At 71.6% G+C, this 12,361-nt stretch carries 14 protein-coding genes; 1 reads left to right on the top strand and 13 read right to left on the bottom strand.

From position 1 onward, the window contains the following. Nucleotides 1-66 precede the first annotated feature (66 nt). From pyrH to rpsB, 3 genes are all read right to left on the bottom strand, one after another. Complete coding sequence (pyrH, locus tag OHA65_RS27130; protein WP_030162523.1) at nt 67-846, bottom strand: UMP kinase; 780 nt, start codon at nt 844-846, stop codon at nt 67-69. 163 nt (nt 847-1,009) lie between these two features. Further along, nucleotides 1,010-1,846 carry a translation elongation factor Ts gene (tsf, locus tag OHA65_RS27125; RefSeq protein ID WP_327278795.1) on the bottom strand — a complete coding sequence of 279 codons (837 nt, stop codon included), beginning with the start codon at nt 1,844-1,846 and terminating at the stop codon, nt 1,010-1,012. A 135-nt stretch (nt 1,847-1,981) separates the two neighbouring features. After that, nucleotides 1,982-2,899, bottom strand: coding sequence for a 30S ribosomal protein S2 (gene rpsB / locus OHA65_RS27120; RefSeq protein WP_327278794.1), 918 nt, complete (start codon nt 2,897-2,899; stop codon nt 1,982-1,984). Between the two features lie 251 nt (nt 2,900-3,150). Between rpsB and OHA65_RS27115 the strand changes: the two genes are divergently transcribed. Further along, nucleotides 3,151-3,615 carry a M23 family metallopeptidase gene (locus tag OHA65_RS27115; protein ID WP_327278793.1) on the top strand — a complete coding sequence of 155 codons (465 nt, stop codon included), beginning with the start codon at nt 3,151-3,153 and terminating at the stop codon, nt 3,613-3,615. 74 nt (nt 3,616-3,689) lie between these two features. Here the strand turns inward: OHA65_RS27115 and OHA65_RS27110 are convergent, their stop codons facing one another. The 10 genes from OHA65_RS27110 to lepB (OHA65_RS27065) form a co-directional block, all read right to left on the bottom strand. Next, on the bottom strand, nt 3,690-4,229 hold the full coding sequence (locus tag OHA65_RS27110) for a helix-turn-helix domain-containing protein (RefSeq protein ID WP_327285804.1): 540 nt from the start codon (nt 4,227-4,229) through the stop codon (nt 3,690-3,692). A gap of 70 nt (nt 4,230-4,299) precedes the next feature. Further along, nucleotides 4,300-5,136, bottom strand: coding sequence for an RNA polymerase sigma factor WhiG (whiG, locus tag OHA65_RS27105; RefSeq protein ID WP_327278792.1), 837 nt, complete (start codon nt 5,134-5,136; stop codon nt 4,300-4,302). A 209-nt stretch (nt 5,137-5,345) separates the two neighbouring features. Beyond that, nucleotides 5,346-6,563, bottom strand: a complete 1,218-nt coding sequence (gene dprA / locus OHA65_RS27100; RefSeq protein ID WP_328763844.1) for a DNA-processing protein DprA — start codon at nt 6,561-6,563, stop codon at nt 5,346-5,348. Then, nucleotides 6,560-8,194, bottom strand: a complete 1,635-nt coding sequence (locus OHA65_RS27095; RefSeq protein ID WP_405762576.1) for a YifB family Mg chelatase-like AAA ATPase — start codon at nt 8,192-8,194, stop codon at nt 6,560-6,562. Before OHA65_RS27095 ends, dprA begins: the two co-directional genes overlap by 4 nt. Further along, nucleotides 8,194-8,565 carry a YraN family protein gene (locus OHA65_RS27090; RefSeq protein ID WP_327278789.1) on the bottom strand — a complete coding sequence of 124 codons (372 nt, stop codon included), beginning with the start codon at nt 8,563-8,565 and terminating at the stop codon, nt 8,194-8,196. The genes OHA65_RS27095 and OHA65_RS27090 overlap by 1 nt, the downstream gene beginning before the upstream one ends. A gap of 174 nt (nt 8,566-8,739) precedes the next feature. Next, entirely contained in the window at nt 8,740-9,048 is a 309-nt protein-coding gene (locus OHA65_RS27085) for a DUF2469 domain-containing protein (RefSeq protein ID WP_006139554.1), read from the bottom strand. A gap of 55 nt (nt 9,049-9,103) precedes the next feature. Continuing rightward, the gene (locus tag OHA65_RS27080) at nt 9,104-9,610 is read right to left on the bottom strand and encodes an NUDIX hydrolase (RefSeq protein ID WP_327278788.1); all 507 of its coding nucleotides are present in this window, start codon (nt 9,608-9,610) and stop codon (nt 9,104-9,106) included. Next, nucleotides 9,600-10,388, bottom strand: coding sequence for a signal peptidase I (lepB, locus tag OHA65_RS27075; protein WP_327278787.1), 789 nt, complete (start codon nt 10,386-10,388; stop codon nt 9,600-9,602). The genes OHA65_RS27080 and lepB (OHA65_RS27075) overlap by 11 nt, the downstream gene beginning before the upstream one ends. A 43-nt stretch (nt 10,389-10,431) precedes the next feature. Further along, entirely contained in the window at nt 10,432-11,325 is an 894-nt protein-coding gene (lepB, locus tag OHA65_RS27070; protein ID WP_327285803.1) for a signal peptidase I, read from the bottom strand. Nucleotides 11,326-11,438: 113 nt separating this feature from the next. Next, nucleotides 11,439-12,269 (bottom strand): signal peptidase I, encoded by an 831-nt coding sequence (lepB, locus tag OHA65_RS27065; RefSeq protein ID WP_371644961.1) that lies wholly within the window; start codon nt 12,267-12,269, stop codon nt 11,439-11,441. Nucleotides 12,270-12,361: the final 92 nt, after the last annotated feature.

Below are 12,361 nucleotides of genomic sequence, written 5' to 3'. Positions count from 1 at the left end.
GATTTGGATGGTTCAGGCGGGCGGGACGGGCTCGGCCCCGTGGGGCCGGGCCCGGCGTCGGGACGCTCAGGCCCGGGTGCCCTGGTCGCTCACGAGCGTGCCGATCTTCTCACCCTTGACCGCGCGGGCGATATTGCCCTCAGCGAGCAGCTCGAAGACCAGGATCGGCAGCTTGTTGTCGCGGCACAGCGTGATCGCGGTGGCGTCGGCGACCTTGAGGTCGCGCGACAGCACCTCGCTGTACTCCAGCGCATCGAACTTCACCGCGTCGGGGTTCTTCTTCGGGTCGGAGTCGTACACCCCGTCGACACCGTTCTTGCCCATCAGCAGGGCCTCGGCGTCGATCTCCAGGGCGCGCTGGGCGGCCGTGGTGTCGGTGGAGAAGTACGGCATGCCCATGCCCGCGCCGAAGATCACGACGCGGCCCTTCTCCAGGTGCCGTACGGCGCGCAGCGGAATGTACGGCTCCGCGACCTGGCCCATGGTGATGGCGGTCTGCACACGGGAGTCGATGCCTTCCTTCTCCAGGAAGTCCTGGAGGGCGAGGCAGTTCATGACGGTGCCCAGCATGCCCATGTAGTCGGACCGCGCACGGTCCATGCCGCGCTGCTGGAGTTCGGCGCCGCGGAAGAAGTTTCCGCCGCCGATCACGACGGCGATCTCCGCGCCGTCACGGACCACCGCGGCGATTTCGCGCGCGATGGCATGGACGACGTCGGGGTCGACGCCCAGTCCTCCACCACCGGAGAAGGCTTCGCCCGACAGCTTCAGCATGAAGCGGCGGCCCTTCTTGTCGTGGTCGCTCTTGTCGTCGGAAGCGGTGTGGGGGTCCACGCCCTGATTCATGGAGATCTCCTCGTGCACATACGAAGAAGGCCATTGCCGGTGGGTCCTCGCGGTTCCCTCTACGGCAATGGCCTCCTCGTCAGATCTGCGGTCGCTGCGCGCGTGCGCGGACGACTGCTTCAGACCCTACCGGGGTCCGGTGTCCGTCGTTGTACGGACGGACTCAGATGCCGACCTTGATGCGCGAGAAGCGCTTCAGGGTGACACCGGCCTCGTCCAGAACCTTCTGGACGGACTTCTTGTTGTCCAGCGCGTACGGCTGGCCGAGGAGGGTGGCCTCCTTGAAGAAGCCGTTGACGCGACCCTCGACGATCTTGGCGATGGCAGCCTCGGGCTTGCCCTCCGCGCGGGTGACCTCTTCGGCGATGCGACGCTCGGACTCGACCTTCTCGGCCGGGACGTCCTCGGCGGACAGCCACTGCGGGGCGAACGCGGCGATGTGCTGCGCGACGCCGCGGGCGACGTCCGCGTTCTCCTTGTCGAGCTCGACCAGGACGCCGATCTGGAACGGCAGGTCGGGCATCGTGCGGTGCATGTACGAGGTCACGTAACCGCCGGTGAACTGCGCGAAGCGGTCCAGGACGATCTTCTCGCCGAGGTTGGCGTTGGCCTCGTCGACGAAAGCGGTGACGGTCTTGCCGGGCTCGATCTCGGACGCGAGCAGCGCCTCGATGTCGGCCGGGGAGGTGGCGGCGACGTGCGCGGCCAGCTGGTTGGCGACGGCCAGGAACTTCTCGCCCTTGGCGACGAAGTCCGTCTCGCACTTCAGCTCGACGATGACACCGGTGGTGTTGTCGTCGGCGATGAGGGAGACGACGGCACCGTTCTCGGCAGAACGGCCCTCGCGCTTGGCGACGCCCTTCTGACCCTTGATGCGGAGGGCCTCCTGGGCCTTCTCGACGTCGCCGTCGGCGTCAACGAGCGCGTTCTTGCAGTCCAGCATGCCGGCGCCGGTGAGCTCGCGGAGCTTCTTGACGTCAGCGGCGGTGTAGTTCGCCATGAGTCTGTGATTCTCTCTCGAAGTCGTAGATCTACGGGTGAACGGCGGAGGCGCCGCGCTCGTGGCGCGGCTCCCCCGCCGTCATCGTCCGTGCTGTGAGTGCCCGGCGGGTGAACGCCGGGCGCTCCCAGTGGGTCAGGCCTGCTCGGCGTCGGCGGCCGGAGCGGCCTCGGCGGCGGGGGCCTCGGCAGCCGGGGCCTCAGCCGCGGGAGCCTCAGCGGCGGGGGCCTCGACAGCAGCCTCGGCCGGGGCGGCCTCAGCGTCGTCGGCCTTCTTCTCGCCCTCAAGCAGGTCGCGCTCCCACTCGGCGAGCGGCTCGGCGGCGGCCTTCTCGCCCGGCTTCGAGTCACCGGTCGCAGCGCCGGAGCGGGCGATGAGGCCCTCGGCGACGGCGTCGGCGATCACGCGGGTGAGCAGGGTGACGGAGCGGATCGCGTCGTCGTTGCCCGGGATCTTGTAGTCGACCTCGTCGGGGTCACAGTTGGTGTCGAGGATCGCGACGACCGGGATGTGGAGCTTGCGCGCCTCACCGACGGCGATGTGCTCCTTCTTGGTGTCGACGATCCAGACGGCGCTGGGAACCTTCGACATCTCGCGGATACCACCGAGGGTCTTCTCCAGCTTGATCTTCTCTCGGGAGAGGACCAGGAGCTCCTTCTTGGTGAGACCCGACGCGGCGACGTCGTCGAAGTCGATCGCCTCAAGCTCCTTCAGACGCTGGAGGCGCTTGTAGACGGTGGAGAAGTTGGTGAGCATGCCACCCAGCCAGCGCTGGTTGACGTACGGCATACCAACGCGCGTCGCCTGCTCGGCGATGGCCTCCTGGGCCTGCTTCTTGGTACCGACGAACATGATGGAGCCGCCGTGGGCGACGGTCTCCTTGACGAACTCGTAGGCGCGGTCGATGTACGACAGCGACTGGAGCAGGTCGATGATGTAGATGCCGTTGCGCTCGGTGAAGATGAAGCGCTTCATCTTCGGGTTCCAGCGACGGGTCTGGTGACCGAAGTGGACGCCGCTCTCCAGCAGCTCCCGCATCGTTACGACGGCCATGGCCATCTCCTTGGTTTCTCGGTTTGGTTCCTGACGCCCCACCGCGCCCTGCCCCCGAGGAAGGGGACCGAGAGACGCTTTCACCCGGCCTGAGCGGCTGGTGCTGGGGCGTGCGAAGTCGACCCGGTGACCCGGATCGCCGTAAGAAGTGTACGGGACCGGGCGGTATGCCAGGTGACGCCATTGTCCACACCGCGCCGTCCGTCCACAGGCCCGCTCACGCTGCGCGACGACGCGACAGCCTGGACGGCATGACGACACTGCTGCTCAGCCTGCTCATGGCCCTGGCCCAGGCGCTCGCGCCGACGGCCCGACCGCTCCCGCCCCCGCTGGTGGTCACCCGCTGGTGGGATCCGCCCCCGACCCCGTACGCGGCGGGGCACCGCGGGGTCGACCTCGCCGCGCCGGTGGGCGCGGAGATCCGGGCGGTCGGCCCGGGCCGGGTCCACCACGCGGGCCCGGTGGCCGGCCGCGGGGTCCTCTCCCTCACTCTCCCGGGCGGCCTGCGCACCACGTACGAACCGGTCCGGCCGCTGGTCGCGGAGGGCGAAGAGGTCACTCCGGGCCAGGTGGTCGCGGTCCTCACAGAGGGCACCCACTGCAGCAGCCCCTGCCTGCACTGGGGCCTCCTGTCCGGCACCACGTACCTGAACCCCCTGGCCCTGCTCCCCCGCCCCACCCCGAGACTCCTGCCGCTCACAGCCCGGGACGACTGAAACGGGGGGGTGGGGGTGGAGTGGGAGCTGGGCGGGGTGGGGTGGGGGCGGCGGGAGGGGGAAGCCCCCGGGTCTCAGCCCCGCACACCCCGAAGGGCCATGGCCACGGCCGCCTCCGTGACGACGGAAGGGTCCTCGGCGGCGCCCAGCTCGATGCGCCGGACGGCCGCGTCGACCACTCCCTGGAGCAGCATCGCGGCGAGCCGGGGCTGCTCGTGCCCCAGGGCGCCGAGCGCTTCCACGATCATCGCCACGAGTCCTCCGTGCGCGGCGCGGATCTTCTCGCGCGCCCCCGCGTCCAGCTCGCTGGCCGAGATCGCGACCACCGCCCGGTGCCGCCGGTCCCCGACCAGCCCGAGCTGGCTGCGCACATAGGCCTCGACCTTGGCCTCCGGTGACTGCACCCCCTCCATCGCCGCCTCGATCTCGGCGGCCCAGACGGGGAAGTCCACGGCGCACAGCTCTTCGACCACGGCCGCGCGGGAGCGGAAGTACTCGTACACGGAGGACCGGGCGAGGCCGGTGCGCTCCGCCAGGGCGGGGAAGGTCAGCGCTTCCGTCCCGCCTTCGGACAACAGGGAGCGCGCGGCGTCCAGCAGGGCGCCGCGCTGCATCGACCGGTGCTCGGCCACGGAGGCCGCTCGAATCCTGGGCACACGTCCACTCTACGGAGGTACCGCAAGCTCACCGGCCCACGTCCGCGAGCTTGGCCCGCAGTTGGAGCACCGACTTGGTGTGGATCTGGCTGACCCGGCTTTCGGTGACGCCCAGGACGTTGCCGATCTCGGCCAGGGTGAGGCCTTCGTAGTAGTACAGCGTGACCACGGTCTTCTCGCGCTCCGGCAGGGTGTTGATCGCCCTGGCCAGGAGCCTGCGCAGCTCGCGGTCCTCGGCGACCTCGACCGGGTTGTCGGCGGCGGTGTCCTCCAGGGTGTCCATCAGCGAGAGGCGGTCGCCGCCCTCGCCGCCGACGTGCAGCAGCTCCTCCAGGGCGACCACGTTGGCCAGCGACAACTGACTGAACACGGTGTGGAGTTCCTCCACGGCGATGCCCATCTCGCCGGCGACTTCGTGTTCGGTCGGGGTGCGGCGCAGCTGGGCTTCCAGGGTGGCGTAGGCCCGCTCCACGGCCCTCGCCTTCTGTCGGACCGAGCGCGGGATCCAGTCCAGGGCGCGCAGCTCGTCGATCATCGCGCCCCGGATCCGGGTGATCGCGTACGTCTCGAACTTGATGGACCGGTCGATGTCGAACTTCTCGATGGCGTCGATCAGCCCGAAGACGCCGGAGGAGACGAAGTCGGCCTGCTCCACATTGGGCGGCAGGCCCACGCTGACCCGGCCGGCGACGTACTTCACCAGGGGTGAGTAGTGCAGGATCAGCTGCTCCCGCAGCCGCTCGTCACCGCTCTCCTTGTACGAGCGCCAGAGCACCTCCAGGGACGAGGGCGCGGTGGACCGCACGCTGCCACGAGCAGCGGGGGGCACCGCAGCGCGGTCGGACCCTGAGGTGTGCTGGGGCATGCTTCGCCTTTGCCGGAGCCGGATTCCTTGGGAGCGTAGCGTGACGGAAGTGTCGCGGTGCGCGAAGAGTACGGGATCGCGCGGGGGCACAGCGGCGCCCTGACTCGCGCGGGCGACCCGGGACCGGCGCCTGGCGCTCGGTCCCGGCGGCTGCCGGCGGGAAGACCGCGTCTCTCATCGGCTTCACTCTTTCACCGGAACGCCCCAGGTCAACGACCGCCTCGCCGGGTGCCACCGGTTTGTGTGCCTCCTTCAGGTGATTGTGTGGTCAACTGCCAGCCCTCGCCCTGCCGTTCGACGAACCCCAGAGAGTGAAGTTCGTACAGTCTGCCGATGACTTCATCGGTACCGGTGCCCGCTGCGAGGGCCACTTCGTCCGCGTGGGCGGGTCGGCCGGCCGGGAGTGCTTCGAGCACACGGGCGGTGTCCCGCTCCAGCAGGTCCCGGGCGAGTACCGGTCCGCGCCGCTCGGGGGCCAGTTCGCCCATGCCGCCGACGAGCTCGACCACTTCCGCGGCGTCCGTGACCAGGACGGCCTCGCCGCGCAGCAGTTCGTGCACCCCGCCCGAGAGGCCGCTGGTGGCCGGTCCGGGGACGCCCATGGTGAACCGGCCGAGCTGCTGGGCCCGCCGGGCGGTGACGAGGGAGCCGCTGCGGAGGGCGGCCTCCACCACGACGGTGCCCCGGGTGAGTGCGGCGATGACCCGGTTGCGCAGCACGAACCGGCTCGGGGTCGGGTGGCTGCCGGGCGGCAGCTCGCCGAGGACGAGTCCTTGGGCGGCGATCCGGCCGAGCAGTCCGGCGTGGCCGCGGGGGTAGGCGGTGTCCACGCCGCAGGCGAGTACCGCGGCGGTGGCGCCGCCCGAGGCGAGGGCCCCGCGGTGGGCCGCGGCGTCGACGCCGTACGCCGCCCCCGAGACGACGACCCAGCCCCGCTCGGCGAGTCCGGCGGCCAGGTTCTGGGCCATGTGGGCGCCGTACGGGGTGCAGGCGCGGGCCCCGACCACGGCGACGGAGCGCAGCGCCCAGGTCCGCAGGTCCGGTCTGCCCCGGAGCCAGAGCCCGACGGGCCGGGCGTCGCCGAGGTCGTCCAGTTGGGTCGGCCACTGGTGGGAGCCGGGGCAGATGAACCGGCCGCCGTCGCGGGCGGCGCTCGCCAGGTCCCGCCGGGGATCGGCGAGCGCCGCCCGTCTGCGGTATCCGGCGAGCCGTTGCTCCCCCACCCCGGTCAAGATCGCCGCCGCGGTGTCGGGTCCCGTCAGTAGCCGTATCAGCCCGACGGCGCCGTGTTCGCGCAGCCACCGGCCGGCGTGCTCGTCGCCGGGCTCCAGCACCCGGGTCAGTGCGGCCCGCGCCAGCAGCTCCGGCCCGGGCCCGTCGGCGGTGTCGCGCCCATCGGGGGTGTCGCGCCCGTCGGCGGCGGTCATGGCCCGGTTCCCAGCGCCTGGGCCGCGCCGCGGGCGATGCCGGTCCGCAGTTCGAGGGCGACGGCGACGTCCAGTGCATCGGGGCGGTCCCAGCCCCTCAGGTCGGCCACGGTCCAGGCGACCCGCAGCACCCGGTCGAGCCCGCGGGCGGTGAGCAGCCCTCGCTCCAGGTCCCGTTCGGCTTGTGCCAGTGCTCCGGGGGCCGCCTGCCAGCGGGTCCGCAGCTCGTGTCCGGGGACTTCGGCGTTGAGCCGCCACGGGGTGTCGGCGAGCCGGGCAGCGGTGCGGTCCCTGGCCTCGCGGACCCGGTCGGCGACGGCCGCCGTGGGCTCGCCGCGGCCGCCGCGGCCCAGCAGGTCGGAGCGGGTGACCGGCTCGACCTCCACGCGCAGGTCCACCCGGTCCAGCAGGGGGCCGGAGAGCCTGGCCTGGTAGCGCCGGATCACGGATACCGGGCATTCGCAGCCGGCTCCCAGCAGGGTGTGCCGGCCGCACGGGCAGGGGTTGGCAGCGAGCACCATCAGGAACCTGGCCGGCAGCCGCACCACCCCGGCGGCCCGGGCGATGACCACGTGCCCCGATTCGAGGGGCTGGCGCAGCGCGTCGAGCGCCTTGGTGCTGAATTCGGGGGCCTCGTCGAGGAACAGGACGCCGCGGTGGGCCAGGGAGACGGCCCCGGGCCGGGGCACTCCCGCTCCGCCGCCGACCAGGGACTGCATGGTCGCGGAGTGGTGGGGTGCGCAGTACGGGGGCCGGGCGACCAGTGGTTCGCCGGGCGGGAGGATGCCGGCGACCGAGTGGACGGCGGTGACTTCCAGTGAGTCCTGCCGGGACAGCGGCGGCAGGATCCACGGGATGCGCTCGGCCAGCATGGTCTTGCCCGCTCCCGGTGGTCCGCTGAGGAAGAGGTGGTGGCCCCCGGCGGCGGCCACCTCCAGGGCCCGGCGGGCGCCATGCTGTCCGGCGACGTCGGAGAGGTCGGGGACGTCCGGGCTCTCGTCCGCATCGGGCCGGGCGCGGGAGATGCCGGTGCCGAGGCCGGCGCCCGGGAGCACGAGTCCGGCCAGCATGGGGTCCGGGCGGCCCGGTGGGTCGGGCGGTTCCTCCTCGGGGACCTCTGCGTCGGTGAGGACGGCGATCAGTTGGCGCAGGCTGCGTACGCCGAGCACGCGGACGTCGGGGACGAGCACGGCCTCGGCGGCGCACTGCTGCGGCACCACCACGTTGCGGTATCCGGCGTCGGCAGCTGCGAGGACGGCGGGCAGGATGCCCCGTACCGGCCGCACCCGGCCGTCCAGCCCCAGCTCTCCGATGAGCACGAGGTCGGCGATGGCGGCGGGGTCGATCACCTCGGCGGCGCCCAGTACGGCGGCCGCGACGGCCAGGTCGAATCCGGCGCCCGATTTCGGGACGGAGGCCGGGCTGAGTCCGACGGTGAGTTTCTTCTGCGGCCATGCGGCGCCCGAGTTCACGACGGCGGCCCGGACCCGGTCCCGACTTTCGACCAGGGTCTTGTCGGGCAGGCCCACCAAGGTGAAGGCGGCAACCCCGGGCTCCAGGTCGGCCTGGACCTCGACCACCACTCCGTCGACGCCGACCAGGGCCACCGAGCAGGCTCGTGCGAAGCCCATCACGCCACCCCCCGGACGTGCTCCACGACGGGCGCCCCGCGCCGTGGCAGGAGGACTCCGACGAGGTCGATGCGGACCCCGCCCGGGGGCGGTCCACCGTGATCGGCGAGCCAGCGTCCGGCGAGGCGGCGGAGCCGCTCGACCTTGCCGGGGCGGACGGCGGCCATGGGATGCTCGAAATCCCCCGCCCGACGTGTTTTGACCTCGCACACGACGAGGGCGTCCCCGTCCCGCGCGACGATGTCGATCTCCCCGCTGCGGCAGCGCCAGTTCCGCGCGATCACGGTCATCCCGGCTTCCGCCAGTCGCCGCGCCGCGAGTTCCTCGCCGTACCGCCCCAGTGCCTGCCGTGCCACGCCCTTCGCGTCCATCGGGCACCACCTCCGCCGACGACGATCCCGCGGTCCCGCCCACCGTGTGGATCTTGGTGGACAACGGGGGCGTTGTGGACAACCCCGTCACTCGTGAGGGGGAATCCGGGGCGGCGGGCACGACCGGACCCGAACGGGCTCGATCGGGTGCGCGGTTGGCGGGGGAACCGGGCGTCAGCTGCCCGGCAGCTCCAGGTCGCTCTTGTTGAGCTCCTCGATGTTCACGTCCTTGAAGGTCAGCACCCGCACCTGCTTCACGAAGCGGGCCGGTCGGTACATGTCCCACACCCAGGCGTCGGCCATCGTGACCTCGAAGAACACCTCCCCCTGGACCGAGTGCACCTGCATCTCGTAGTCGTTCGTGAGGTAGAAACGGCGTTCGGTCTCGATCACGTACTTGAACAGCCCGACGACGTCGCGGTACTCGCGATAGAGCTTCAGCTCCATCTCGGTCTCGTACTTTTCGAGGTCCTCGGCGCTCATGGCATGTTCCCCTTCAGCCGTGCGTCCCCCTATTGTGCGCCAGGCCCGTGCGCCCCTAAACGATTTCCGGGGCCAGGACCACCGGCGCACCCGGAGGACCGTCGTCGAGCAGCGTACGGAGCAACTCGGCGAGTGTGGTCGGGTACACCGTCTCACGGGCCGCGAGAAGTTCCTCGGAAGTCCACCACCTGGCACCGGCGACGCTGCGCCGCTCCAGCTCGGTGAGCCCGCCCATGTCGGTCCGTGTCTGGGCGGTGCGGGCCAGGTAGTACCACTCGTCCTGCTCCCAGCGCCGCCCGTCGAACGGGAAGGAGCAGTACCGGTGCCACAGCACCGGCCCCAGTTCGACGTCCGTGATCCCGGTCTCCTCGGCGAGCTCCCGCAGCGCGGCCTGCTCGCGGGTCTCGCCGCCTTCGAGTCCGCCGCCCGGGGTGAACCACCACTGGTCCGCGGGATCGTCCGGTTCGAAGCCGTGCAGCAGCAGGATCCGGTCCTCGGGGTCCAGCAGGATCACCCGGGACACCTTGCGGGGGCCGCCCGCCTCAGCCGCGTCAGCGGGCACCGGCCGGCTCCCGCCGCCGCCCGCGCCCCAGGACCCGTGCGAGGGGCCCGTAGGCGGCCCCCAGGACCACCAGGGCGGCTCCGCCGACCACCGCGGCCAGTTGGAGGCGCAGCGGCCCCGGTCGGGAGGTCCCGCCGGGCAGGGAGGCGTACGTGCCGGGGCGGTCGATCATCTTCATGGAGGGCCAGGCCAGGGCGTCGACCCGGGCGCGGACCGTGGAGCGGGGGACGGTGCCCTGGCCGGCCTCCTGGAGGTGGGCCCGGGAGTCGAGCGAGGTGAACCGCCGGTCGCCCAGCAGGAAGAGGTTGCCCTCGGGCACGGTCACCTCGAACGGCGTGTCGGAGGCGGTGCCCTGGCCGGTGCCGGCCGCGCCGGGCTGCCCGTGCTCGATGTAGGGCTCCTGCAGTTCCTTGCCGTTCACGGTGAGCGTGCCGCCCGCGCCGCAGCACTTCACGGTGTCGCCGCCGACGCCGACGACCCGCTTGACCATGGGCGAGTCACTCCACATGGCATCACTGAACACGACCACGTCGCCGCGCCGCACCTCGCCGCCGTCGATGCGCTGGGCGAGCACCCGGTCCCCGGGCTGCACCGTCGGCACCATCGAGTCTGTCGGCACCGTGTACGGCTGGTAGACGAGCGCCCCCCATACGAAGGCGCCCAGGAAGAGCACGAAGCCGACGGCCACGGCGATTCCCGACAGCACGTTGCCGAGACCGCCGCGGCCGTCCTTGCCACCGCGTATACCTGCAGTACCGCTTGCCTGCGTTCCGCCCATTGCAGCGCCCCACACTTTCGGGATCGACGACCTGGGCGGCACCCTACCTGCCGGTAGTCCCGCCGGTCAGCCTCCGCCTGCGCCACATCACGACCGGAACCGCTCCGGCGAGGCCCAGCGCGGTCGGTCCGAGCCCGACGGGCCCCAGTCCGGCGGCCCCCAGGCCCATCGCGGTCGCCTTGGTCTGGTTCCCGATGCCCGGCTGGTCGAAGGTGTCCGGGACGGGCAGGGTCGCCCAGCGGGTGATCGGCCACGCCACGACCACGGCCCGCCCGACGACCTTGTCGACCGGCACGAAGCCCTGCGTGGAGTCCTGCATGTGGTAGCGGGAGTCCTGGGAGTTCTGCCGGTGGTCGCCCATCACCCAGATCTTGCCCTTGGGCACGGTGATCGGGCCGAACGGGGCGTCGTCGCAGGGGGTGTTGCCCGGGTAGATGTACGGCTCGTCGAGCTCCTTGCCGTTGACGACGACCGGTCCGCCCTTCTTGCACTCGACCGTGTCACCGCCGATGGCGATGGTCCGCTTGATCAGGTCCTTCTCGTCCGCGGACGGCATCAGACCGATCTTGCTGAGGATCTGCTGCGCGAAGTTGGGCTCGGGGGTGGGCTCCCCGGCCAGCCAGCTCGCGGGGTCGTGGAAGACCACGACCTCGCCGCGCTCGGGCTCGGAGCCGAACCACGGGGTCAGCTTGTCCACGAGCACCCGGTCGCCGCGCTGCAGGGTGTTCTGCATCGAGTCGGACGGGATCGAGAACGCCTGCACCAGGAAGGTCTTGATCAGCAGGGCGAGCAGCAGGGCGATGCCGATGAGGAGCGGGAGCTCCTTCCAGAACGAGCGGTGCGGGCGCGCCTCGGCACCACCGTCCTCGGCCTCGCGCTCGGCATCGTCCGGCCGCTCCTCGCCTTCGTCGCGTCCGGATCGCGCGCCTACCGCCACATCCCCCACATCCACTCCTCACTCGCAGATCGCCGCCCGGCCGGAATCAGGCGCGGGCCCTCCCCTCCCTTAACGAGCGGGAGTTCCCTAGGGCGCGGGAGACCGAGGACACACTATGCGAACGGCGGGCCGTGACGGCGCCTGCGGCGGCCGCGTCGCCCACCACGTGCAGGATCGGGCACCGTGCGGAAGGTCGCGGGCTGTTCGAGTTTGCGCCAGTGGTCGAACGGCCAGGCGATGACGACGGCCTGTCCCACGACTCCGTCCTCGCCGATGGTGCCGTTGAAGGCCTCGTCGAGGTGGAAGCGGGAGTCGGCCGAGTTCGCCCGGTGGTCGCCCATGACGAAGAGCCGTCCGGGCGGCACCTTCACTTCGAACCGGATTTCGGAGGGGGCGTTCCCGGGATTCACGTACGGCTCGTCGAGCGGCGTCCCGTTGACGGTGACCCGGCCCTTGGCGTCGCAGCACGCGACGGTGTCGCCGCCGACGCCGATGACCCGCTTGATCAGGTCCTGTTCGTCGGCGGAGGGCAGCAGACCGATGAAGGTCAGCGTCTCCTTGATCTGCTTCACGCCGACGGGGTCGGCGGCGGGGCGTGCGGCCTCGCCCTTGAGCCAGCCGCCGGGGTCCTTGAACACGACCACGTCGCCGCGCTCGACCTTGGAGCCGAACCACGGGGTCAGCTTGTCGACCAGCACCCGGTCGCCGATCTGGATCGTCTGCTCCATGGATCCGGACGGGATGAAGAACGCCTGGACGAGGAAGGTCTTGAGGACGAGCGCGATGCACAGCGCCACGACGATCAGCAGCGGTACCTCGCCCACGCGGCGGGTGCGCCTGCGCCGCTTGACCCGGCGGGCCAGTCGGCGTCGTTCGGCCCGGCCGCCGCCCTCCGCCGCGACGGGCTGCGCCTTGGTGCCACGCCGCGACCCGGGCTCCCGCACCGGCCGCTCGGGGACCGCGGTGGGCTCAAAAACCTCAGTGGGCTCGGGCCGGGCGGCAGGCTCGGGGGCCGCAGTGGGCTCGGGCTCCCGCC

Source organism: Streptomyces sp. NBC_00045 (genome assembly GCF_045041095.1).
Taxonomy (GTDB): Bacteria; Actinomycetota; Actinomycetes; order Streptomycetales; family Streptomycetaceae; genus Streptomyces.
The sequence above is the reverse complement of the archived record's forward strand: the minus strand, read 5'-3'. Positions and strand labels throughout refer to the sequence as shown.